The following is a 24,029-nucleotide window of genomic DNA, read 5'->3' on the forward strand; positions in this document are numbered from 1 at the left end:
ACATCCTCCCTGCATCAGCCATGGCGCAGGAGCTGGCTGCCTTCGAGCAGCACGATGGTGGTCATGGCCGCAATCTCGACCCGCAGCAGGCGTTGATGTGTTTCGGCCGCCGGCTCGCGTTGGCGCAGGCGCTGCCGCATCCACCACCAGCCGTAAGCCGTCCCGGCGTAGAGAGTGAGGCGCCAAGCCAGAAAGTGGGCAGAGTGCGCGTGCAGCCAGCGCTCCCAGCCATTGATGCTGCCGACGACGTGGATGCCGGTGACGTTTACTGCAACCGCGACACCTGCCACCAGCAGCCCCCAAAGCAGCCCGATGCCGACGCGACGGTTGAACAGCCACGCCGGCCACAGCCAGGTGCGGCCGCTCATGGCGTGCCCCGGGGCTTCTGGACTTCCTTGAGGCGGTCGCGCGTGGTGTCACCCTCGAAGATGCCGCGCGATCCACCGGCGCGAGTACCGTGGCGCTGGACGATCGCCATCGCGGAATTGCCCGCCAGCGTGCGCCGCAGTTCGAGTTCGGTCTTGAGGTTGTTGATTTCCTGCTCCAGCGCGCTGTTCTCCTGGTCGACCGCCTTCACGGCCAGTTCGTTGGCTGCAACGTTCGGCTCCTTCTTGCCGGTGAGCAAGGTGCGCTGCAACAGCAATGCCTTCTCCAGCGCACTGGACAGCGCTGCCTCGGAGGCCAGGCGCTTGCCCAGCAGATCCTGGTCGGGCTCGTCGCGAAGGGCCTCGATCACACCGCGGGTGATCGGCAGCGAATTGCTTCCGGCCGCTTCTAGGTTTGCCACCGTCGTCGGCTTCGCCCCCGTCACCAGTTCCTGCAGCGCCTGCAGCTTGGTCTCGTACTCCTCCTGGATCACCGGCGTGAGTCCGACACCGGGCGTGGTCTGGGTCTTGGTGCAACTTTCGCAGGTGCGCTGCTCACGCTCGCCAAGCACGCGGGTCGCCCAGGCCGCAGCCGCAGAAGGCGAGGACCAGGTCTGGCAGGTCAGCCGGTTGCCGCAGGAAGTGCGCGGGATCGACGAAGTGTCCGTCGCGCTGCGTCCGTTGAGCAGGTTGTAGCCCGCGCGCGTCACGTCGCCCACCACCTTGATCGACCCCTGGCCCGAGCCGCCAGCGTTGCTGCCGCCAACCCAGGGCACACCGCTGTTGCCCTTGTTCGACTCAGCCTGCTCGATCGCCGAGACGGCGTCAGCGCTGCTGACCGCATCCCGCAACGCCATACCCTCGGCGAGCTGGTCCCAGCCGGCCTGCCCGCCGGCCATGTCGGCGAGCCGGTTGGCGATGGCCCGGCAGGTCATCTTCGAGCGATCGAAGTCCAGGCGGGCCTGCAGAACGCCGTTGGTGAGCAGGTTGTAGAGGCCGGGGTCGGCGCGCTGGATGATCAGCGCCGGCAGCGATGCCACGGCGCTGGTGGCGCTCTGGATCACCGAGCTCATGATTGCCTGGAAGCCGTTGGTGATGCCGTTGAGCTGGTTCTGCAGCGTCGTCGTGATGCTCATGTCGCCGCAGATCAGGTTGCTATTCCAGCCGATCCCGACGCCGATGCTCTGCATGTTCCCGGCGCCACCCATGGACACGGCCCGGCCGCCGCCGATGCTGTATAGCACGTCGTCGCCGATGACGCTGCCGCTCACGCTGGCGCCGTTGCGGTCGATGCGGGTCTGTGCCCAGGCGACGCTTGCCGCTGCCGTTACGGCGCAGGCGAGCGCGACGGCAAGGGCATAGGGCTTGGTCCGCCGAGCGAAGCGGGAAAGGGACGCTTTCATCGGTGGCACCTCACATGAAATCAACGCTGCCGAGGAAGATCTGCCCCCGGCGCTGGCAGCAGGCATAGGGCCGCCACAGCGCCCAGGCGTAGTCGCCCTGCCGGGCCTGCACGCGCGTATTGCCGTGTGGGAAGACCGCGCAGGTGGTCGAGAGGGTCGGCGTCAGCTCCTGCCACTTGCCGGTGGAGGCGTCGGTCTCCACCAGCGCGCCGGCGGGCCAGTAGCCGGCGCGCGCACTGGCGAGCAGCGGCTGATACACGTGGGGCTGGACGCGCCGCGTCACGACGTCGCCCGCGCGCTGCGCCACCACGGCACCGCTCTTGTAGTCGTCGGCCTGATGCAGGAAACCGCCGCGCGGATAGACGTTGCCCCACAGGTTCAGCGCCGCGCGGCTGCCGATCTCGCGCATGCCGGGGATCAAGGCCTCCGGGTAGGCCAGCTCCGGGATGTTGTAGCGCCAGGCCAGCGTATCGAACGTGCTCAGCAGGTACGGCATGAAAGGCGTTCCCGCACCCTGGCAGGTATAGCCGGATGAGCTGACGAACCGGCTGAACACCAAACCGGCGGGATGCCCGATCACATCCGCATTCTTGAACTTGGCCAGGTTGTTCTCGTTGTCGTGGTTGGTCGTGCCATCACCGCCGGCCCGAGCGGTGGGATTGGGCATGCTCATCGCCCGCACTTCCATCCATGGGTTCGCGCCGGTGTTGGAGTAGCTCGAAACCACGGCATCGGGAACGTAGTGGCGGACCCTGACCGAGGTACGGACCGAGCAACCGAACATGGTGCAGAACAACCAGTAGCAGACACCAACGACTCGATATTCCAGGCAATTCGGCGACAAGGCCGAGGCAACGATGGTTGCCGTGTCCAGGGCGAAGGTTGACGTGGTGCCGTACAGCAGCAGCGAGGCCATGGCCGCCCGCAGGCGCCGGGACGGGGCGGTCAACAGGCAGGTCATGGCCGTGCGCTCCGATAGGCATCTATACGGGCGACGGCCCGCGCCACGTCGGGCTCGCCGTAGACCACGTAGCGCCGGTCGACCACCACGGCCGGAATCTTGGCGATGCCCAGACCCCAGGCATCGGCGACACCCTCGTAGGCACGGCCGATCCGGCGCTGCAGTGTCTCTTTCCCCTCGCGCAACCGCTGCTGCACGCTTGCCTCGGCCTGGCCTGGATCGGCCGGCAGGCCAGCAGACAGTTCGGCCTCGATCCGGTCCGGCAGGTCCAGTTCGATGACACGTTCGTCACCCATGATCTTGATCGGGTGATGGCTATCAGTCACAACCAGCACGTCGGCTACTGCAAGCGGGCTGAACAAGGCCACGCACATCCACGTCACCGCTGCGGCAGCCATGGGTCGCCACGCAGCAAGGGCAGGAAGAATGCGAAAGGGTGGGACCGGCATATGGCGCCTCCGTGGTGTCAATGCAGGTCGTAGTCGAATCCAAGGGCGTTCGCGGAGCGACAAAGAATCCGAAGCCGGCGTGTGCCGGTTTTGCGGGAGCGCTGGCGAAAGAAATGGAGCCCGAAGGCCCCCGTGGAGATGAACGGCGCGTGCCGGGGCAGCGAAGGTGAAACGACGCTGCTACAGCAGGCCGGCTTCGGCGAACGAGTACGGCGCGCCCTTGCCGACGATGAAGTGATCCACCACCCGGACATCGACCATGGCCAGGGCGTCTTTCAGCCGGTCCGTGAGCGCGCGATCGGCGGCCGAGGGCTCGGTCACCCCGGAAGGATGCTGGTGCGCCAGGATCAGCGCCGAGGCGTTGAGCGCCAGTGCGCGCTGGACGACCACCCGCGGATACACCGAGGTCTGGTCGACCGAGCCCTTGAACAGCGGCTCGTAGGCGAGCACCTGGTGCTGGCTGTCGAGGAACACGACGGCGAAGATCTCGTTGGGTTCCACGACCAGTTTCAGGCGCAGGTAATCACGCACGGCGGCGGGACTGCCCAGTGACGGACCGGCCTTGAAAACGCGCTTCTCCAGCAAGGTGAAGGCTTGCTGGATGATCCAGTCCTCGTGCTGGGCGGCGATCAGGGTGAGCGACTCCGAGCGGGAATCGGCGATGACGCAGGACATGGCGAACCTCCAATGGATGAGATCGGAGGGCAAATGCCCCGGGAGGGCAAACCCTCCTGGGAATGACGGGATGAGACAGGCGACGAGTGGGCATCCGCCACCGCTTGTACGGTGGCTGTTCGCGGCAAGCGATGCGAAGCGAACGGGGGTTTCGATCAGCGCGGTCGCGCCGCGCCGTAGCCTTGAAGATCGAGAGCTACCTGGGCATGTCGCCGACGGACGCGGCGGGCATGTCTGGGGGTCGGGACGATTCGGCGGTCGACTCTTCGTCCGAAGCAAGCAAATCGAGCGCCGAGAGCAATGCATCGCCGTCGACCGGCCCGTGCAGCAGGATCACCTTGCCGGATTCGCGGTCGCGCAGTTGCAGGGCCGGCGTGGCCGCGACGCCATGCCGTGCCGCTTCCGCGGCGTGGGCGCGGACCACCGCATCGGGCCGATCGCTGGCGAGACACTGCTGCGCGGCAGGCGTGAGGTCGGGATAGTGTGTCCCCTCGGGCAGTCCCAGGCCGTCGCCGCGCGTGTGCGCATAGACCCAGTCCACGGCCTGCCAGAACGCCGCGTGGCCGCCGGACTCTCCGACGCACTCCACCAGGCGCGCTTCGGCGGTAGCCGCCGGCTCGTGCATGGCCAGTGGCAGGTGATGCCATTGCCAACTCACCTCGGGATGTTCGTCGATCCAGCGCTTGAGCACCGGGAAATATGTCCGGCAGAACGCGCATTCCAGGTCCGCATACTCGACCACCGTGAAACGCGCCTCAGGGGGACCATAGCGCCAAGGGGGCCCCGCTGGAGTCAGAGGTGGTGAAGGCGTCGAGGGGGCCGCTTCTGCAGGGTGCAAGGGACGCGCGTCAGCTTGTGCAGTGATATCCGGGCGAAGGAACATCCAGGCGGCAGTGCCAAGCGCCATGGCCGCCGCCGGCAGCGTGAGGAGAATGACGGCACGCGATCGAGCACATCCGGGCAGTTTCATCGCGTCGCCATCACGTCAACATATCGAGCGCAAGTGACGCGATACCGCGAGCTTGGTCGATCTTCTCGGCCACCTTGAATGCCGCATCCAGCTCGCTGATGCCGTACTGCTGCATCAACTGGTAGCGCTCGGCCTTCTCTTCCGGCTCGGTTTGCGCGAGCGCCAGGTACAGGCTGGGTGGCACCGCGCGGAACAGCACTTCCATCGATTTGGACAGGATCACGCCTTCGGTGAATTTCCCGGCCTCCTTGCGGGCGGAGAGCATCAGCGCCTTCTGCGCCGGCTTCAGCTCGCGGAAGCGCGCGAGCTTCTCCACCTCGTCGGGCGGCATCGAGAGGCAGATCCACCACTCGATCATGTTGAGCATCGGCTCGACGGCCTTTGGCAGGTCGTCGATGTTCTGGGTCGCCAGCCAGTACCAGGCCCCGAGCTTGCGCCACATCTTGGTGATCTTGACCACGTAGGGCGCGAGCAGCGGGTTCTTGGTGATGATGTGGCCCTCGTCGGTGACGTTGATGATGGGCCGGCCGAGGAACTGGTCGCGCTCGGCGATGTTGTTCACCGTGTTGATGAGGCTGATGTAGGCGATCGAGAGCTGCGCGTTGTAGCCCTCGCGGGCGAAGGTCGCCAGATCGACGATCGTGATGTCGGCCTCGGGCCAGGGCGTGCCGGGACGATCGAACATCTCGCCGTCCACGCCTTGGCAGAACATGTCCATCGCATCGGCCATCTCCAGCAGCCGGGTGCGCCGCGCCTCCGGTAACGTCGCATCGCGGGCACGTTCGCGCAGCGCATCGCGCACGTCGCGCGTGAGCGCCGCGCGCTTCTCCGCCACGCAGCGCTGCGCCGCATCGAGGATGCACTGGCGGATCAGGCTGCGATCGGCGCGCGTCATGCGGGCCTCTTCCTTGTCCTCGCCGCCGGTGATCATCAGGCGCGCGGTGATCTCCAGCTCGCCCAGCACGTCGCGCTGCTCGTCAGCCTCGGCGACTTGAGCCGCTTCGTCCCGGTCTTCGTCCAGGTCGTCCGCATCCAGGGTCTGGACCTGGCTGGGTGTCTCCACCAGGCGGTGTGCGTCCGCAAACGGAGCGAGCCTGACCCCCGCACCGGGCGCGAGCTTCACACGATGCACCGTGAGGCCCAGCCGCGCCGCGAAGTCGCCGAACAGGCCGAAGCTGTTGCCCGCCTCGACGATGAAAAGCCGAGGCCGATAAATCGCCGTCACCTGGTTCAGGATATTGTTGAGGGTCGCGCTCTTGCCCGAGCCGGTGGGGCCGAAGAGGAACAGGTGCGCATTCATCTGCCGGTCGAGACGATTCAGCGGATCGAAGGTGATCGGCCCGCCGCCACGGTTGAAGAAGGTGATGCCCGGATGCCCCGTGCCCAGGCTGCGGCCCCAGACCGGCGCCAGATTCGCCGCATGTTGCGCGAACATGAGCTGGGTGTACCACTGCCGCTTGTCGAGGGCCGGGTCGAAGACGCAGGGCAGCCAGCGCAGGTAACTGTTGAGCGGCGCCACCTCGTCCTCTTCCCGCACCGGCTGCAGGCCGGCGTTGAGCATGACATTGACCAGCTGCAGGCCCCGGGCGTCGAGCTGCGCGAGATCGCGCCCGCGCAGGTAGAAGGCCAGCGCGCCCCGGTAGAGCTTGTGCGTGCTGCCGATCAGGCTGCGCGCCTGCTGCACGTCCTGGCGGGTGTGCTCGGAGGCCAGCGTCTCGCCGACCGACTTCTTGCTCAGCTGGTTCAGGTGTGCCTCCAGCACGTCCTGGGGTGTAGCGACCAGGGTCAGGCACATCACCGTGTCCTCCGGCATCTGGTCGAACAGCGCGTTGACCGCATCGCCGCCCTTGCGGGTTTCGCCGGTGATGTGGCCCGTCGGCGGCGCCATGCGTAGCCGGTCCATCACGATCACCCGGTGCGGGAGCCCGTCGAAGAGCCAGGTGCCGTTCGTCACGTCCGAGCGAGGCCGCCCGAAGAAGAGACGCTGCGCGAAGTCTCCGCTGGCCAGCTCGATCTCGCCCTCTTCCTGTTCTTCCGGATAGCGGGTCAGCGCGTAGAAGCGCTCCCGATCCTCGGCGCTCGGGCCGAGCAGGGTCGGATGGGGATTGAACCAACGCAGCAGCCAGTCGTGGATGTTGGCTGCTTCCATGCGGCGGGCCTTCACGCCCGCGTTCGCGAGCCCGCCTGCGAGGCGGTCGCAGATCGTCGTGAGCGCCTGCTCGGGCGACAGACCGCGGCGGGGAGACGTAGTCAGGGGGCTACGCCGGTAGACCACCATGCGCACCCGCCGGACCTGCCCACGCCACGGCAGGCGCGTCACCGTCGTGTCCTCGAACAGCCCGCCGGGCTTGGCAATGGCGCGCAGGTGATGCGCGAAGAAGCGCAGGTAGAACTCGCTGAAAGCACTGCCTTGGGCACGCGGTTGCACATAGCCTGCCAGCGTGCGCAGATAGCTGTCCCAGTTCGCCTCATCCTGGGCGTAGAGCTGGACCACCCAGGGGTTTTCGTCGAGTTCGTCAAAGGAGTCCTGCAGCGCGTTCTCCAGCGCATCGCGCGCCTGCCACTGCCAGGCCATCTCGCGACCCTCGGTGCCGACCGGTGCCAGCTCGAAGAAGGCCGCGACCGATTGGCCGTCCTCCAGCAGCATGCTCTTCGACTCGGGCAGGTATTCCACCCAGGGCAACAGATCGGCGAAGGACTGGGCCACTTCATAGAGTGCCTGGGCATCCGCCTCGGTGGCGGGCTTGGGGCGATCACCGTTCAGGGGGCACCCGGGCTCGGCAATGCCATGCGCGGCCAGCGTCGACACGTGCCGGGTCCAGGCGTCGTCGGCCGGCACCTCCGCGCCGTTTGGCGTTACGGCCTGACGTGCCCGCAAGAAAGGAACGGACGAGGCCATCAATAGTCCTCCAGGCGCTCGCCCGGCATGGCGTACTGCACGCGCTGGTACAGCGGAAACACCGTCGTGTAGCCGGGCACGGAGACGGGATCGCTGCCTGCCAGGTGGGGGAACACGTACATCACCAGGTCGGGGTTCGGTAGCCGGTGGAACTGGCGGTGGATTTCGTTGACCGCCGTGCGGGTGTAGGTCGCGTTGGTCACGGGCACGGCCTGCACGTCGGCCTCGGTCAGCGGCCGGCGCAGGCCCTGGCGCGCATCGAGCAGTTGCCGGGCAGGCTGGCCCCCGCCCGCGCTGCCGCCAGTCTCCTGGTTCCAGACATCGAACATGGTGTGATCGCCATGCGGCAGCAGCTTGTCCTTGCTGGTGGCGCAGCCGCCCAACACCATCAGCGCGATCAGCGTTGCGGCCGTTTTAGTCCAGATCCGATGCATGGGTGTCTCCGAGACGGTGATTGACCCGACGCCCCTTGGCGTCGTAGTCGATGTCGAGCGGGTGCTCCAGATGCACGGCGACCCTGGCGCCGGGCTGCACGTAGATGGCGGCGAAGGCCTGTCCGTAGAGTTTGTTCACCCAGTCGGCCATGTCGCGCACGCCGCCGGCCAGGATGCGACCCATGGCCTCGTTGCCCGAGATGCCGACCGTCCCGAGCGAGCCGTTGCTGTTGGCGACCACGGCCACGCTGCCGTTGTCGGACTTGATGAGCGAAGCCGCGCCGGCCCCGGCTGCGGTGATCAGCGCCTGCGAGCCGAGGTACTGCTGCGCATTGCTGCGCCGCTCGCCGGAAACGCAGGGAATACCGTAGGGGTCGCTGATCCAGCCCAGACCGCCCTGGGTCGTTCCGTTGGCTTGGCCGCCGTTGCCTCCCTGACCGCGACTGCCCCCCTCCGGCACGGTGCGGATGGTGCCGTCCTGGAACACAAAGGTGACGCTGCGGATCTGCCCGCGCACGCAGGAGAGTGTCCAGTCGCCCGAGGCCGTGCCGCTGACCACGGCGCCCGCCACGTCGGGAATGTCGATGCCGTTGGCAGTGAGGTTGTCCGCGCCGATCAGCACCTTGAACGGGTACGGATCGTTGACGGTGCCGTCGATCGGCACACGGCCGATCAGCGCCGTCATGGCCACCGACCCCATCAGCGTCGAGTTCGACGGCACCGTGAAGACCGGCTTGGTCGAGACGCCCACGGCGCGGCTGCCGGCGTCGGCGACGGTATCCGCGGCACTCGAGAGGGCTTTCTGCGCCGGACCGAAACTCGTCGGAAAGTTCGGCCCGCCGCCAGTGCCGCCGTTCCTGGCCTGAGGCTTTGCGTCGTCCGGTTCGACCCAGCGCGTGCCGCTACCGCTGCGATGATTCCCGCCACCCTGAGCACTGCCGAAGTTCTTGCCGTCCCCCTCCTCCAAACCCAACCCCACGGGTAGATCGGCTTGGCTGCCCTTGCTGGAGAGGCCGTCGAGGCGTCGCTGCAGGTCCTGTAGCAGGCTCTGGGTCTGCTGGCGGTCGGCTGCCACCTGATCGCGGTCCTGCTGCAGGCGGCCACGCTCGCCGTCCAGGGCGGTCTGGATGCGCTGATCGACCGCGCTTTCACGTGCGCGCAGGCGCTCGTTCTCGGTCTTCTGGTTCTTGTTGTCGGTAAGGGACGTCTGCAGTTCATTGCGCAGCTGCTTGACCTGGGCCACCAGCGTGGCGACGGTATCGCGCGGCGTGTCGCCCTCGATGCCCAGGGCCTTCATCTCCTCGGGCGTGAGCGGGTTGGCCGCGCCGGACTGCGTGGGCTTGGCGCTGTGATCACCCGAGAAGAGTTTGATGCTGACGAAGACCACCAGTAGCGCCATCGGGATCAGCAGCCACTTGAGCAGCGGATTACTTCTCATCGCGTGCGCCTCCTTCGGCCTGGCCGCCCGCGGCTGCCGGCGGCAGGTTCACCGTCGCGTCGATCGGCGCCACCTTCGGCAGCAGCGACTCGGCCAGGCCATGGCCACGGGTGACGAGGTAGACCACGGTGGTATCGGCCGACTGACCGGCCGGCCCCAAGGTCGTGTGCTGGAAGGTCGCAGCGACGAAGTCGCCCTGCAGGGCGCGCGGATCGAGATCCAGCCAGCGTGCAGAGGTGTTGGTGAGCTTCACGGCCGTCACCCACTGGTCTTCGAGCCGCCAGGCGGCCAGCACCTGGGCGCGCACCGGCAGCGTAGGCAGCAAGGTGTCCAGGGCCAGACTGCGGCGCGGGCTGACGCGGCCGATGCCGGCCACCGGCTCCACGGTCCGCAACGGCGCATAGAGGTTCTGGGCCGCATAGCGCGTCAGCACCACCGGTACCGGAGTTGCGTGCGGCGCCGCTGCGCTGGCCGTGACGCTGGGCTCGTCCTCGCTTGCGCTGGTGCTCGCGGGGTTGGCGGTGGGGGACGGCGCCCACTCGCTCGCGACGATGCGTACCGGCTCCAGTGCCGGCTGCCCCGCCTTGGCCGGCTCGGCGGCGATGTCGAGCAGGATCAGCGCACCGGATTCCGCGTCCTGCAGTTGCAGCCGCGAAGGCGGAATCGGTTCGCTTGCCCGCAGGTAGATCGCCCCGCCTGCGCTCTGCACCCGCAGGTGCGCGCCGATGCTCTCCGGCACGCCGATGCGCACGTTGCGGTCGATGAAGATCACGCGCTCCTGGCCGACCACAAGTGGCACCGCGAGGGGCAGACGCTCCCAGCGCAGGATCTCCACGGCTCGAGCGGTGGAGGCGAGCCCCATGCTGAGCAGGAATCCGGCCAGGGCCGGCAGGACAAGGCGTTTCATGGGGCTCCTCCTTGCAGTGTGTTGGCGGCCGTAGGCTGGCTGGCCGACGCAGATGCCGGTGCCGGGTCAATGCGCTGCGGCGCGTATGCATAGCAGTTCAGAGCCAAGCCGAAGGGGTTGCGCTCCGGGTCGACATCCATGCGCTCGACCTTCAAGGCGTAACGCACCAATGCGCGCTTGACCTGCTCGGAGCCCAGGTACTCGTCGGCGCTCACATCGAGCGTGACGATCCAGTTATTCGTCGACACGACCCGGACGCGTGCTGAAGGATCGTCGCCGTAGCCCCGGCCGGGAATCTCGTAGATGCCGCGCACGCGCTGACGCAGTTCGCCGTTACCGCGCCGATACACGTAGTCCTGCTGCAGGAAGGCCCGGCAGCTCGGCGTGAGGTAAGCAGACAGCGCATTGAGGTTGCGCGGATAGTCTTCCTCGCCGTTCGTTGGCCAGCGCTGGGCCTGCTGCCAGATGTAGAAGGTGAAGGCGTACACGCTCTCCGGCGGCACGTCCCACCACTTGCGTGTGCTGCCGGAACGCAGGTCCGGGGGCACATGGATGGTCAGGCTCTTCGGCGCATTCCACCAGCCGACTCCGAGCAGCAGCGCCACCACGAACAGCGCGGCGGAACCCAGACGCAGGGTTTTGACATGCGCCTGCAGGTGCATGACCTCGTTCTTGAACCGACTCATGCACCACCTCGCCGGATGAACGTGGAAGTCCGCTGGCGCCGCGTGGTCCACCAGCCCGAGCGGGTGATAAGCTGGCCGCCCCCCACGTGAGCCCCCAGCGACGGAAAGCGCAGCGCGAGCCGCCACTGGAGCTGGCGGTAGAGCCAGGTGTCGGGCCGGCCGCGCTTCTGCCGGCGCAGGAAGCCGCCGCCCGCGAAAACGCCGACCCCGATACCTACGACGACCAATGTCGGTACCATCGCGATGCTGTGGGTCAGCCAGGCCAACGGCACGCCCGCCACGAACCCCGCCGCGGCCGACAGGCCGGCGCAGACCCACAACTCGTCGGCAGTGAGCCCACGCACGACCACGGGGTGCCGGTTCAGCCGATGCGGCAGAAAGGTCACGAGCCCGTCGCGCGGACTCTCCGAGGGGCCAATCATCGGTCCCGGCCCTTACAGCACGCCGGTGGCCTTGGTCAGCAGCCAGATGCCGACGACCAGCAGGATGGCACCCACCGCCACGGACAGGCCGAACTGGCCCCAGGTCGCGCGGCCGGTGTGGATCTCCGAGTAGCGCGTGTAGGCGTGGTAGCAGACGCCGACGAACATCGAAGCGACCACGAGCAGCGCGATGAGCAGCACGATGTCATAGCCGTAGTTCTGCAGCGTCTGCATGATGCCGCTTCCTGCGCCGCGCGACGGGTCTTCCATGGTGGGCAGGCCCGCCGCGAGCGAGGGCAGCGGTGCAGCCGCGATCGCCAACGGGGCGAAAGCGGCAACGTTGCGGGAGAAGATGCGACGCGAAGTCGAGGAAGCATTCATGGTGGAACCCCTTTGGTGGTGGTCAGGACAGGAGGAAGAAACCCAGCACCAGGTACATCGCGACGAAACGCACGATGACGCCGAGGAACTGGCGTTCGTTCAGGCGGTGTTCCGCCCAGCCGACATAGGCGGTACGCATTGCCCACACGCCCCACAGCAGCAGGACGGCGAAGACGAAACCGAGGACGACGACGGAGACGGCTGCCGGAGTAAAACCACCGTTGGCCTGGAAGGCGGCGACCTGATCGGCAGAGGGCGTCATGGCGTGGACTCCTCCCGGTCGTCGCGGCGCACGTAATCGCCGGTCAGCGGGACCGAATCGCGTGGTTGGGCGCGCCGTGGGACGAGGTAGTCCTGCACGCCGGCGCGGACGCGCTTGAGGTCCGTCCGCAATCGGGCATAGTCGAAGTGGTAACGGCTGCGGTATTGCGGCGCAGTGTTGGTGGCGTGCTCGGCGAGGCGATCGAGCAGGTCGAGCTGACGTGCAAGTGCGGCGAGTTGCTCACGCTCCGGCGTGTCGTCGGCGGCATGGGCAGGAGGCACAACCGAGAACGACACGACCAATGCCAATGGCAGCACGGCCATCAAGTGATGCAATGTGGATGCGTGGCGGTTGGTATGTCCCATCGTGCCATTCCCCGTTGATGCGGATGGCCAGATGCTGTCGCGCGCTCTCGCTTTGCGCCGCAGGGAATGGGAACTACGGTCTGACCGGATTCCTCGGTCGAGCCGGCCGTCAATCGCGGAATGCTCCCTGGATTGAGGAGTTGGCCAGCAACCCACAACACCTTGGTAGAATTGGGCAAACTTGGCAATCCAACGCCACGAAAGACCAAATCAAATGGATTTCAGATGACTGACGTCGAGAGCGAGATCCTCACGCTTGAGGAGGTCGCGGCCTACCTCAAGGCCGGCAAGAGGACGGTCTATCGCCTTGCCCAGAAAGGAGAGATTCCGGCGTTCAAGCTTGGAGGGACTTGGCGCTTTCGCCGCTCAGAACTGGATCGCTGGATCGCCGAAAGCATCAACAAGAAGAAGCCGGAGGCCGAGTGAGCGCGGACCAAGCCAGCCGCCGAATCACGCTCGGGGAAGAACAAGGGGAGGATCGCCGTTGACAACACAGCAGCTTCTGACGCCGCACCAGAGCCAGTACTTTGCTTGGCTGCTGACCAGGCGTGCAGCAGGCGACTCCGTGGAGTCGCTGGCTTCGACCTTGGTCGATTCGCAAGTCGATCTGAATCCCCATCAAGTCGAGGCCGCGCTCTTCGCTTGCCGCAACCCCCTCTCACGCGGCGTGATCCTCGCCGACGAGGTTGGTCTGGGCAAGACCATCGAAGCCGGCTTGGTGCTTTCCCAACGCTGGGCCGAACGGCGGCGGAAGGTGCTCATCATCGTTCCGGCGAACCTGCGCAAGCAATGGCATCAGGAGTTGCAGGACAAGTTCGGCCTGCAAGGGCTGATCCTCGAAGCCAAAAGCTACAACGCGATCCGCAAGCAGGAGCAGCGGAGCCCGTTCCTGTTCGCGTCCGGCCCGACCATCTGCTCCTATCAGTTCGCGAAGGCCAAGGCCGACGACGTCAAGGGCATCGACTGGGACCTGGTCGTGCTCGACGAAGCGCATCGCCTGCGCAACGTCTACAAGACCAGCAACGTCATCGCCAAGACCCTCAAGGAGGCGCTTTCGCGCGTTCACTCCAAGGTGCTCCTGACCGCGACGCCGTTGCAGAACTCATTGCTTGAACTCTATGGACTGGTCAGCTTCATCGATGACCGCGTGTTCGGAGACCTTGATAGCTTCCGCTCGCAGTTCACTGGCAGAGAGCAAGCCTTCAGCAGCCTGCGTGACCGGCTGGCCCCCATCTGCAAGCGCACTCTGCGCAAACAGGTTCAGCCCTACGTGTCGTACACAGCGCGCAAGGCCATCGTTCAGGAGTTCACGCCGTCGAGCGAAGAGCAGGAGCTTTCCAGCCTCGTCGCCGATTACCTGCGCCGCCCCAACCTCAAGGCCCTGCCCGAGGGGCAGCGCCAACTGATTTCGCTAGTGCTGTGGAAGCTGCTCGCCTCCAGCACGCACGCGATTGCGGGTGCGTTGGAGACGATGGCCAAGCGCCTCCAGGGCGTGCTCGACGAAGTCACCGCGGTTCCCGATCTGGCCGACCAGCTCGACGAGGACTACGAGTCGCTTGACGAAACCGCCGATGAGTGGAACGACGAAGACTCAGACGTCGCAGCGGCGAGCCGCTCGGAACGCGATGTCATCGCGCAGGAGATCGAGGAGCTTCGCCACTTCAAAACGCTGGCAACCAACATCCGAGACAACGCCAAGGGCAAGGCGCTGCTCACCGCGCTGGATCGCGCCTTCGCCGAACTGGATCGGCTAGGCGCGCCCAGGAAGGCCATCATCTTCACCGAGTCCAAGCGCACGCAGGAATACCTTCTCAACTTGCTGGTCGACACGCCATACGGCGACGGCATCGTGCTCTTCAACGGTACCAATAGCGACCAGCGTGCGCAGGCGATCTACAAGGACTGGTTGAAGCGCCACGAAGGCACCGACCGCATCACCGGCTCCAAGACCGCCGACACCCGCGCGGCCCTGGTCGAGCACTTCAAGGAGCGCGGCAAGGTCATGATCGCCACCGAGGCCGGAGCAGAGGGCATCAACCTCCAATTCTGCTCGCTCGTCATCAACTACGACCTGCCCTGGAATCCGCAGCGTATCGAACAACGCATTGGCCGGTGTCACCGTTACGGGCAGAAGTTCGACGTGGTGGTGGTGAACTTCGTCGATCTCGGCAATGAGGCGGACAAGCGCGTTTACGAATTGCTGTCGCAGAAGTTCCAGCTCTTCGAGGGCGTGTTTGGGGCTAGCGACGAAGTGCTGGGCGCCATCGGTTCGGGTGTCGATTTCGAGCGGCGTATCGCCGAGATCTACCAGAACTGCCGAGAGCCCGCGGAAATCAAGTCCAGCTTCGAGCAACTCCAGCTCGACCTCTCCGGCGAGATCAACGAGGCGATGGTCAAGACGCGCCAGGTATTGCTTGAGAACTTCGATGAGGAGGTGCAGGAGAAGCTGCGCATGCGGGCCGACGACAGCCGCAACGCGCGCAACCGCTTCGAGCGCATGCTGATGGACTTGACCCGCGCCGAACTGGTCCATTGCGCTGCGTTCGATGACGACGGCTTCGATCTCCGCCACATACCGACTGGAATCGAGCATGGCGGCCTCGCGGGCATCGAGCTGGGGCGCTACGAATTGCCCCGCCGCTCCGGCGACGCGCATCTATACCGCATCAATCATCCGCTGGCGCGATGGGGCATCGAGCAGGCCAAGGCTCGCGTACTCGACGGGGCTCGTCTCGTCTTCGACTACACCGCCTACGGTTCAAAGATCAGCACGCTTGAAGCCCACCGCGGCAAGGCCGGATGGCTCACCGTGAAGCTGGTCACGGTCGAGACGCTCGGCAACCAGGAGCAACATCTGCTGGTTGCCGCGGGCACGACCAACGGCGTTGTACTCGCGGAAGAAGACCCGGAGAAACTGCTGCGCCTGCCCGCGACCACGCAGGCAGCGAGTCTGTTCAACGCCCCCGATGCCACCCTGCTGGCCGACGTGGAGGCCCGCAAGACCGCACTCCTGCGCGACGTCAACGAGCGCAATCTCGGCTACTTCGAGCAGGAAGTCCAGAAGCTGGACGCCTGGGCGGACGATCTGAAGCTAGGGCTGGAGCAGGAGATCAAGGAGATCGACCGCGAGATCAAGGAGGTGCGTCGAACCGCCGCGACCGCGCCAACGCTGGAAGAAAAGCTCTCATGGCAGAAAAAGCAGCGTGAGCTGGAAGGCAAGCGTAGCAAACTGCGCCGCGAGCTGTTTGCCCGGCAGGACGAAGTCGAAGCGCAGCGCAATGACCTCATAAGTCAGTTGGAAGTGCAGCTCCAGCAGCAGGTCGAAGAGCGCACGCTGTTTACCGTCGAATGGGAGTTGAAATGATGTCCGATAAGGTCGAGAAAATGCTCCCCAACATCTTGAGGGTGCGTGATGACCATCAGCCAGTGCGCTTTGAAAAAGCGGCCGAAGACGGCAGGTTCAAGATTTGCGACGGTTTCGACGCCTCATGGGCTGGTGAAGAATTTGGTCCCAAGGAACTGCGCCGCCAGATCGAGCCTTGGCTCACCGCACTGTTCCAGTCCGAGCACCTTTCGCTACTGGCTGGCTCCGGGCTGACCCATGCGGTGCATTACCTAGCCGCCGGGAAAGGCGCTGCCGGCATGGGCGCCCTGACGCTGAGAGATTACCAGGCCAAAATCGATCAAGCAGCAGAGAAAGCAGCGGAAGCGGCCGGGCGTAAGAAGGGCAATCTGGAAGATCAACTGCGCGTTGCCAACGAATTGCTGCGCGGCCTGGAGATTCTGCAGCAGGACAGCGAGGCCGAAGCCCTGTGCAACGAACTGCGGACCGGCATGCAGGCGTTCGCGCAGTCGATTTTGAGCAGCGAAGCGGGCATCGCCACGGCCGAAGAAGGCAAGCGCGAGCAGGCGTTCAATACCCTAGTCACCTTCCTGATGAGCTTTGCCAGCCGCACCGGGGTACGCGACCGCCTGAATATTTTCACCACCAACTACGACCGGCTGGTCGAGGCCGGGGCGGAGCTGGCCGGCCTGCACCTGCTGGATCGCTTTCTCGGCAACCTCATGCCGATCTTCCGCTCTTCGCGGCTGGATCTAGACATGCACTACAACCCGCCCGGCATTCGCGGCGAACCGCGTTATCTGGAAGGCGTGGCGCGCTACACCAAGCTGCACGGCTCAGTGGACTGGGTGCAAACAGGCAAGGATATCCGCCGTATCGGCCTGCCGTTCGGAGCAGGGAGCGTCGCCCCCTATCTGAAGGCGCCGGGCTTGGGCGCGGTCACAGCCCACCAACTGATGATCTACCCCAACGCTGCCAAGGATAGGGAAACCGCCGACTACCCCTACGTGGAGCTGTTTCGCGATCTCGCGGCCGCCGTCTGCCGCCCGAACAGCACATTGGTGACCTATGGCTACAGCTTTGGCGATGAGCATATCAACCGCGTGATCCGCGACATGCTCACCATCCCTTCGACGCATCTGGTGGTGATCTCATACGACGATCCGCTTGGTCGCATCATGCAGACCTACCAGGAATTGGGCAGACCATCACAGATCAGCTTGCTGATTGGCCCCGCGTTGGCCGACCTGACCACGCTGACCGAGAACTATCTGCCCAAGGCCGCCATCGACAAGACAACCTTCCGCATGAGCGAACTGCTCAAGCAGCGAATGGGGACAGAGCCACCGCCTGCCAAGCGTCCCTCCGCAGAGGCTAGCGCCTTCGACGGGAGCGATCTGGTATGAGCTTGTCACCGCTGGCCTTTGCTGACTCCCTGCGCATTGGCAGCATCGACTTCGTCTCTCCCGACGAAATCAAGGTGCTGCTGGACATCGAGGCTCCCGATGGTGTGGCGCTCAATACCGGTACGCCTCGCTCGTTTCCGCGCATCAACGGTTATCTGCTGATCCCCAGCGACGAGGGGCACCTGGTCGCCCAGGTCGAATGGATCACCATCGAGCGTTCGCAGTACCCCAAGCGCAAAGGAATGCAGGACTTCGGCCTGGTGGACTTGCCTTACCCACTACGCAAGATGAGCCTGAATCCGCTGGGTTGTCTCATCTACGAAGGCAGCAATGCAGGCGGCGAGGAGGTCTACCGTTTCCGGCGCGGTGTCGAGAGCTACCCCACTGTCGGCGATGCGGTGCTGTTGCCCACGCAAAACCAGTTGCGTGCCATCGTGGAGTCGGGCGATAACCGCCGCGTACTGATCGGCAGTAGCCCACTGGCTGCCAATGCCAAGGTGATGATCGATCCGGACCGGCTTTTCGGACGCCATCTGGCGGTGCTGGGGAACACCGGCAGTGGCAAATCTTGCTCGGTCGCGGGCCTGGTCCGCTGGTCCATGGTCGAAGCCCGAAAAGCTCGCGCAGGCGCAGACCCCAATGCCCGCTTCATCGTGCTCGACCCCAACGGCGAGTACGCAAATACCTTCCGAGACATGAGCAAGGTACGGGTGTATGCCGTCGAACCCGGCGAGGGAGTGGAGCAACTGCAAGTACCCCTGTGGTTCTGGAACAGCGCGGAGTGGAGTGCGTTTACCCAGGCCAGCGCAAAGATGCAGCGCCCCCTGCTCAGGCGAGCACTGCGTGACATCAAGGCAGGAAGAGCCCTTTCAACGTCCTCACCAGAAGAGGAAAAGCTCGCGCTACGCCGCTACCTCTCATCCAGACTGATCTCAATCCGTCGGGACCTCCGTTCCGGTGACATCCAGACCGATGAGTCAAAGTTCGGCTTCCGCCTGAAGGCGATCGCTACGGACATGCAAGGAAAAATTGCTGTACATGGCAACAACAAGTTGGATGACGTTCTAGCCGCGATCAATACCGCGTTAACGGCCGCGCACAACAGCTTCATCAAAGACGGCAAGACGATTGAATACTACCGGGCCTTTAATGAGGCTCACGTGCAGGCAATCATCGCAGCGCTGGAGTCCTCTGTTGACACGGTGGGCGGTGTGCTTCTCCAAGAGGGTCCAGATGAGGACGTTCCAATAGCCTTCGATGGATCTCAGCTCCCAGATCACCTCGAAATTCTGGCGGAGCAAGAGAACGCCAGTCAGTTCACTGACTTCCTAGTGTCGCGCATTCGCACGCTCCTGTCCGACACCCGGATGCGTTCGATCATTTCCAACCCGAATGGCATCAATCTTCACGACTGGTTGAGCAGGTGCATCGGCGACAGCCAGGCCTCCAACGGCTCCGTCACCGTCATCGATCTGTCGCTGGTGTCTGCGGAAGTGGTGCACATCATCACGGCAGTAATCGCCCGCATGACCCTGGAGGCCCTGCAGCGCTACCGCACGCTGCACCACGGCAAGACCTTGCCCACCGTGCTCGTGATGGAAGAGGCGCATACCTTCATCAAGCGCTACAAGGACGACGCTGAAAACCAGAACTCGGCCGCTATCTGCTGCCAGGTGTTTGAAAAGATCGCCCGCGAGGGGCGAAAGTTCGGGCTAGGGCTGGTGCTGTCCTCGCAGCGCCCAAGCGAACTGTCGCCCACCGTGCTCTCCCAATGCAACAGCTATCTGTTGCACCGCATCAGCAACGACCGCGATCAGGAACTGGTGCACAAGCTCGTGCCCGACAACCTGCGTGGCCTGCTGCGCGATTTACCCTCGCTCCCCTCCCGCCACGCCATCCTGCTCGGCTGGGCATCGGAGCTACCGGTGCTGGTGCAGATGAACGCACTGCCCGAGCACCATCGTCCGAAATCGGACGATCCAGACTTCTGGGCGGTGTGGTCAGGCCAAGGCAGTGACGGCAAAACGGTCGAGCGCAATGTGGATTGGAAGGAAATCGCGGACTACTGGCAGCAAATACGGCCATCTAACGAAGGCCGTGACGAAGATTTGGAACTCTAGAAATGACTGGTAAGCAAAAACTAGAACTCACTTGGATCGGCAAGGAAAAACGGCCCAAGCTGGAGCCGCGCATCCTGCTTGAGGATTCCGAAAAGTCATACCACGCCAAGCATCGTGTGTCGGACAACGACATCTTTGACAACCGGCTGATCTTCGGTGACAACCTGCTGGCGCTCAAGGCGCTGGAGCAGGAGTTCTCCGGCAAGGTGAAGTGCATCTACATCGACCCGCCCTTTAACACGCAACAGGCATTTGAGCACTACGACGATGGATACGAGCACTCCATCTGGCTTGGGCTCATTCGTGATCGCGCTGAGTCACTTCGGCGATTGCTGTCCGATGACGGAACGCTGTTCGTGCACATCGACGACAACGAGCTTGGCTACCTGATCGCCTTGCTTGACGAAGTTTTCGGCCGGCGTAATCGCATCGGCGTAGTGACCTTCAAGCAAAGTTCGGCCTCAGGGCCGAAAGCCATCAATCCAGGGCTTGTGACGACAAATAACTACATTCTCTATTACGCGAAGAATAAGGATGTCTGGTCTCCGAACCGAGTTTATGTTCCCGGATCTCGCGATGACAGATACTCCAAGTACATAGAGAATTATGAGGACGATTTTCAAGACTGGTGCCTCATCGGACTTCGTGAGGCATTCCTCCGAAGCAACAGACTGCAATCGTGGGATGAGGCCAAAGCGAAATTCGCAGATAAGCTCGAAGTCAAGTTGGCCGACTTTGTCGTGACCAATGCCCACCGAGTGGTTCGCACCGCACGGGTTGCTCCCAAGGATGTCAATGAGTCGGCAAGAGATGCCCTTGCTCAATCAACCGCTGACCGCACCAAGGTTTATCGATCTGCCCGAGAAGACAAGGATGACTACTACTTCCTCGGGGGCGAGCAGCTAGTCTTCTACAAAGCCAAGACTCGCATCATTGACGGTAAATCAACGACCGCCTCACCCCTGACGAATCTTTGGGATGACTTGCTATCGAACAACTTGCATAACGAGGGGGGTGTTTCGTTCCCGAATGGAAAGAAGCCCGAGGCGCTAATCAAGAGGTGTCTTGAACTCTCCACGACCATTGGGGACATTGTTCTTGATTCATTTGCCGGCTCCGGGACTACCGGATCTGTTGCACACAAGATGGGTCGCCGCTGGATCATGGTCGAGCTTGGGGAGCATTGCCACACTCATATCATTCCTCGACTCAAAGCTGTCATTGATGGTGAAGATCAGTCTGGGATATCAAAGGCAGTTGGTTGGCAAGGCGGCGGCGGCTTCCGGTATTACCGGCTCGCCCCTAGTCTGATCATCAACGACCGCTGGGGCAACCCGGTCATCAACCCGGAATACAACGCGGCGATGCTGGCCAAGGCGCTGGCCAAGCTGGAAGGCTTCAACTACGCACCGTCGGAAACGCATTGGTGGCAGCACGGCCACTCCAGCGAGCGCGATTTCATCTATGTCACCACCCAGAACCTGTCCGCAGAGCAACTGCAAGCCCTGTCTGATGAAGTCGGACCAGAACGGAGCCTTCTCGTGTGCAGCGCCGCTTTCCACGGAGTCACGGCGGCCAAAGCGGCGGAGCGCTGGCCGAACCTGACGTTGAAGAAGATTCCGAAGATGGTGCTGGCCCGCTGCCATTGGGGCCGTGACGACTACAGCCTGAATGTGACCAACCTGCCGATGGCGGAGATTGAGAAGGCCGAGCCTGCGGCCCCTGGCAATAGCGTCAAGAACACCAAGAGCAGAAAGGCGGCCCTCGCCAACGCGGGACAGGGCGGCCTGTTTGGGGAGAACGAATAATGAACGCCCGCGTCCTGCACGCCGTCACCGGTCGCCTGTCCCTTCGTCCCCCCCAGGCGGAATCGCTCACCAAACTGTCTCGCGCGCTCAATGCCGCGCCCGAACTCTTGGGTCACGAGCGCGATGTCTCGGCGATCCTCTCCACGCTGAAGGCCGAGTTCAGCACCCTGGAGGACTTCGAGCGCGAATTCCCCTCGCTGTGCTTTGCGCTGGCTACAGGCGTGGGCAAGACCCGCCTGATGGGGGCCTTCATCGCGTACCTGCATCTGGCGCACGGCATCAACAACTTCTTCGTGCTCGCGCCCAACCTGACGATCTACAACAAGCTCATCACGGACTTCACACGCAATACGCCGAAGTATGTCTTCAAGGGGATCGCCGAATTCGCGCAGCAGCCACCGCTGATCATCACCGGCGACAACTACGACCAGACCGGCGCGGCGGTGGATGAGCAGTCGATGGGCTTCGCTCACGACGTGCGCATCAACATCTTCAACATCTCCAAGATCAACTCCGAGGTGCGCGGCGGCAAGGAGCCGCGCATCAAGCGGATGCGCGAGGTGCTGGGCGACAGCTATTTCAACCATCTCGCGAACCTGCCTGACCTCGTGCTGCTGATGGACGAATCGCACCGTTACCGGGCCAGCGCCGGGGTGCGCTCTATCAACGAGCTCAAGCCGCTATTCGGTCTCGAAGTGACGGCGACGCCGTTCGTCGAGTCCAACCGTGGGCCGGTGCCGTTCAAGAACGTGGTGATGGACTACCCGCTGGCGCGGGCGATGGAGGATGGCTTCGTCAAGGAGCCGGCCGTGGTCACCCAGCGCAACTTCGACGCCAAGGCGCACACGCCCGAGGAGATCGAGAAAACGAAGCTGGAAGACGGTGTGCGCCTGCACGAGACGACCAAGGTCGAGCTGCTCACTTATGCCCGCGAGAACGGCGTCAAGCCGGTCAAGCCCTTCATGCTCGTCATCGCCCGCGATACCACACACGCGCGGCAACTCTTGGCGCTTCTGGAGTCGGAAGCCTTCTACGAGGGGCGCTACCAGGGGAAGGTGATTCAGGTCGATTCAAGCCGTACTGGCGCGGAAGAAGAGGAGATGATCACGCGCCTGTTGGCCGTGGAGAGCGTGGACGAGCCGACCGAGATCGTGATTCACGTCAACATGCTCAAGGAGGGCTGGGACGTGACCAACCTCTACACCATCGTTCCGCTGCGCGCCGCCAATGCCCGCACGCTGATCGAGCAGTCCATCGGGCGCGGCCTGCGTCTGCCGTACGGCAAGCGCACGGGCGTCGCGTCCGTGGATCGCTTGAACATCGTCGCGCACGACAAGTTCCAGGAGATCATCGACGAGGCCAACCGCGGCGACTCGCCGATTCGCCTGAAGCAGGTCATCCTCGAGGCGCCGAGCGCCGACGACAAGAAAGTCAGCGTGCAGGTCGAGTCCGGGGCGGCGGCGCGTCTCGGTTTGACGGAAGCACCAGTCGTGATCACAGGGGCTTCAGCCACTGACAGCGGAGCGGAAGTCCCCGCGCCCAAACCGATGTTCACGACGGAGGCGGAGAAGCAGGCCGCGCGCGTGGTCATGGACGTCATCGGCAAGTACGAGGTCAAGCGCGATCTAGTGCCCACCAGCAGCGCGCTGCTGAAACCAGAGGTTCAGAAGGAAATCCTCGCCGAGGTGGCGGAGCGATTGAAGCCGCTGCAAGGCGAATTGCTGGCGGGCGTGGACGAATCAGTCCCCGCACTTGACTTGTCCGCCGTGGTGGCGAAGACCACCGAGATCGTGGTGCAGCAGATCATCGACATCCCGCGCATCGCGGTGGTGCCGACTGGCGAAGTCACGACGGGCTTCCACGCCTTCAAGCTGGATGTGAGCCAGCTCCATCTCCAGCCGGGCGAGCGCGAGATCGTCGGGCAGATGCTGCGGACCAACGAGCAGTTCACCCTGGCCGCCGAGGTCGGGCTCAAGGAGCAGCGCCCGGAGGACTACATCGTCCACGCGCTGGTGGACTTCGACGACATTGACTACTTCACCCACGCCGATCTTCTCTACGACCTCGCAGGCCAGATGGTGCAACACCTGCGCGGCTATCTGTCCGAGGACGAAGCCATCAGCGTGCTGGATCGTGACCGCCGCCTAATCGCGCGCGAAATCCACGCGCAGATGATGGCTCACTTCTGGGAGGAGGCAAATGAGTACGAGGTGCAGGTCAGTCGCGGCTTCACCGAACTCAAGCCGTGCAACTACACCGCCACGGCAGGCCAGACTGCCCACCACTTCCGGGAGACCGTGACCGAGACCAGTCGCATCAAGCAGATGCTCTTCGGTGGCTTCACGCGTTGTCTGTACCCACTACAGAAGTTCGACTCGGATACCGAACGGCGCTTCGCCATCATCCTGGAGCGCGACGCCTTGAAGTGGTTCAAGCCTGCGAAGGGGCAGTTCCAGATCTACTACAAGCTCGGCACCGAGCAGCCGGAGTACATCCCCGACTTCGTGGCCGAGACGGACACGACCATCTTCATGGTGGAGACGAAGGCACGCGCCGACATCAACACGCATGAGGTTCAGGCCAAGGCCGCGGCCGCCATGCGCTGGTGCAAGCACGCATCCGATCACGCTTCGAGCGTCGGCACCAAGCCCTGGAAGTACCTGCTGGTGCCCCATGACGAAATCAACGAGTCGAAGCGGCTCGCGGATTACCTGCGCTTTGAGGTCAAGGCGTAA

General features: G+C 64.1%; 21 protein-coding genes. 6 read left to right on the forward strand and 15 right to left on the reverse strand.

The window, feature by feature from the left end:
- Positions 1 to 14: 14 nt before the first annotated feature.
- The 15 genes from EBN1_RS06740 to EBN1_RS06810 form a co-directional block, all read right to left on the reverse strand.
- Entirely contained in the window at positions 15 to 368 is a 354-nt protein-coding gene (locus EBN1_RS06740) for a hypothetical protein (RefSeq protein ID WP_011237182.1), read from the reverse strand.
- A complete protein-coding gene (locus EBN1_RS06745; protein WP_011237183.1) occupies positions 365 to 1,768 on the reverse strand; it encodes an integrating conjugative element protein in 1,404 nt (467 codons plus the stop codon). The genes EBN1_RS06740 and EBN1_RS06745 overlap by 4 nt, the downstream gene beginning before the upstream one ends.
- A gap of 10 nt (positions 1,769 to 1,778) precedes the next feature.
- The gene (locus tag EBN1_RS06750) at positions 1,779 to 2,729 is read right to left on the reverse strand and encodes a TIGR03756 family integrating conjugative element protein (RefSeq protein ID WP_011237184.1); all 951 of its coding nucleotides are present in this window, start codon (positions 2,727 to 2,729) and stop codon (positions 1,779 to 1,781) included.
- Positions 2,726 to 3,127, reverse strand: coding sequence for a TIGR03757 family integrating conjugative element protein (locus tag EBN1_RS06755; protein ID WP_197531852.1), 402 nt, complete (start codon positions 3,125 to 3,127; stop codon positions 2,726 to 2,728). The genes EBN1_RS06750 and EBN1_RS06755 overlap by 4 nt, the downstream gene beginning before the upstream one ends.
- A 231-nt stretch (positions 3,128 to 3,358) precedes the next feature.
- Positions 3,359 to 3,853 carry a RadC family protein gene (gene radC, locus EBN1_RS06760; RefSeq protein ID WP_011237186.1) on the reverse strand — a complete coding sequence of 165 codons (495 nt, stop codon included), beginning with the start codon at positions 3,851 to 3,853 and terminating at the stop codon, positions 3,359 to 3,361.
- A gap of 196 nt (positions 3,854 to 4,049) precedes the next feature.
- On the reverse strand, positions 4,050 to 4,823 hold the full coding sequence (locus EBN1_RS06765) for a DsbA family protein (RefSeq protein WP_011237187.1): 774 nt from the start codon (positions 4,821 to 4,823) through the stop codon (positions 4,050 to 4,052).
- Positions 4,824 to 4,833: 10 nt separating this feature from the next.
- Positions 4,834 to 7,722: a conjugative transfer ATPase gene (locus tag EBN1_RS06770; protein ID WP_011237188.1), complete on the reverse strand. Its 2,889-nt coding sequence runs from the start codon at positions 7,720 to 7,722 to the stop codon at positions 4,834 to 4,836.
- Positions 7,722 to 8,156, reverse strand: a complete 435-nt coding sequence (locus EBN1_RS06775) for a TIGR03751 family conjugal transfer lipoprotein (protein WP_011237189.1) — start codon at positions 8,154 to 8,156, stop codon at positions 7,722 to 7,724. The genes EBN1_RS06770 and EBN1_RS06775 overlap by 1 nt, the downstream gene beginning before the upstream one ends.
- A complete protein-coding gene (locus EBN1_RS06780) occupies positions 8,137 to 9,594 on the reverse strand; it encodes a TIGR03752 family integrating conjugative element protein (protein WP_011237190.1) in 1,458 nt (485 codons plus the stop codon). Before EBN1_RS06780 ends, EBN1_RS06775 begins: the two co-directional genes overlap by 20 nt.
- The gene (locus EBN1_RS06785) at positions 9,584 to 10,501 is read right to left on the reverse strand and encodes a TIGR03749 family integrating conjugative element protein (RefSeq protein ID WP_011237191.1); all 918 of its coding nucleotides are present in this window, start codon (positions 10,499 to 10,501) and stop codon (positions 9,584 to 9,586) included. Before EBN1_RS06785 ends, EBN1_RS06780 begins: the two co-directional genes overlap by 11 nt.
- A complete protein-coding gene (locus EBN1_RS06790; RefSeq protein WP_011237192.1) occupies positions 10,498 to 11,187 on the reverse strand; it encodes a PFL_4703 family integrating conjugative element protein in 690 nt (229 codons plus the stop codon). Before EBN1_RS06790 ends, EBN1_RS06785 begins: the two co-directional genes overlap by 4 nt.
- The gene (locus tag EBN1_RS06795; RefSeq protein WP_011237193.1) at positions 11,184 to 11,609 is read right to left on the reverse strand and encodes a TIGR03750 family conjugal transfer protein; all 426 of its coding nucleotides are present in this window, start codon (positions 11,607 to 11,609) and stop codon (positions 11,184 to 11,186) included. The genes EBN1_RS06790 and EBN1_RS06795 overlap by 4 nt, the downstream gene beginning before the upstream one ends.
- A gap of 12 nt (positions 11,610 to 11,621) precedes the next feature.
- Entirely contained in the window at positions 11,622 to 11,990 is a 369-nt protein-coding gene (locus tag EBN1_RS06800) for a TIGR03745 family integrating conjugative element membrane protein (RefSeq protein ID WP_011237194.1), read from the reverse strand.
- A 22-nt stretch (positions 11,991 to 12,012) separates the two neighbouring features.
- A complete protein-coding gene (locus EBN1_RS06805; protein WP_041645946.1) occupies positions 12,013 to 12,252 on the reverse strand; it encodes a TIGR03758 family integrating conjugative element protein in 240 nt (79 codons plus the stop codon).
- The gene (locus EBN1_RS06810) at positions 12,249 to 12,617 is read right to left on the reverse strand and encodes an integrative conjugative element protein, RAQPRD family (protein ID WP_011237195.1); all 369 of its coding nucleotides are present in this window, start codon (positions 12,615 to 12,617) and stop codon (positions 12,249 to 12,251) included. Before EBN1_RS06810 ends, EBN1_RS06805 begins: the two co-directional genes overlap by 4 nt.
- 225 nt (positions 12,618 to 12,842) lie before the next feature.
- Between EBN1_RS06810 and mads1 the strand changes: the two genes are divergently transcribed.
- From mads1 to EBN1_RS06840, 6 genes are read left to right on the forward strand one after another with little or no spacing between them, the layout of a single operon-like run.
- Entirely contained in the window at positions 12,843 to 13,043 is a 201-nt protein-coding gene (gene mads1 / locus EBN1_RS06815) for a methylation-associated defense system helix-turn-helix domain-containing protein MAD1 (protein ID WP_041645948.1), read from the forward strand.
- A 58-nt stretch (positions 13,044 to 13,101) separates the two neighbouring features.
- Entirely contained in the window at positions 13,102 to 15,981 is a 2,880-nt protein-coding gene (locus tag EBN1_RS06820; protein WP_011237196.1) for an SNF2-related protein, read from the forward strand.
- Positions 15,978 to 17,366, forward strand: coding sequence for an SIR2 family protein (locus EBN1_RS06825; RefSeq protein ID WP_011237197.1), 1,389 nt, complete (start codon positions 15,978 to 15,980; stop codon positions 17,364 to 17,366). Before EBN1_RS06820 ends, EBN1_RS06825 begins: the two co-directional genes overlap by 4 nt.
- Positions 17,363 to 19,486 (forward strand): ATP-binding protein, encoded by a 2,124-nt coding sequence (locus EBN1_RS06830; RefSeq protein WP_011237198.1) that lies wholly within the window; start codon positions 17,363 to 17,365, stop codon positions 19,484 to 19,486. The genes EBN1_RS06825 and EBN1_RS06830 overlap by 4 nt, the downstream gene beginning before the upstream one ends.
- Positions 19,487 to 19,488: 2 nt before the next feature.
- Entirely contained in the window at positions 19,489 to 21,294 is a 1,806-nt protein-coding gene (locus EBN1_RS06835) for a site-specific DNA-methyltransferase (protein ID WP_011237199.1), read from the forward strand.
- Entirely contained in the window at positions 21,294 to 24,029 is a 2,736-nt protein-coding gene (locus tag EBN1_RS06840; protein WP_011237200.1) for a DEAD/DEAH box helicase family protein, read from the forward strand. The genes EBN1_RS06835 and EBN1_RS06840 overlap by 1 nt, the downstream gene beginning before the upstream one ends.

Origin of the sequence: Aromatoleum aromaticum EbN1, assembly GCF_000025965.1 — a bacterium.
In the GTDB taxonomy this organism is placed as follows: domain Bacteria; phylum Pseudomonadota; class Gammaproteobacteria; order Burkholderiales; family Rhodocyclaceae; genus Aromatoleum; species Aromatoleum aromaticum.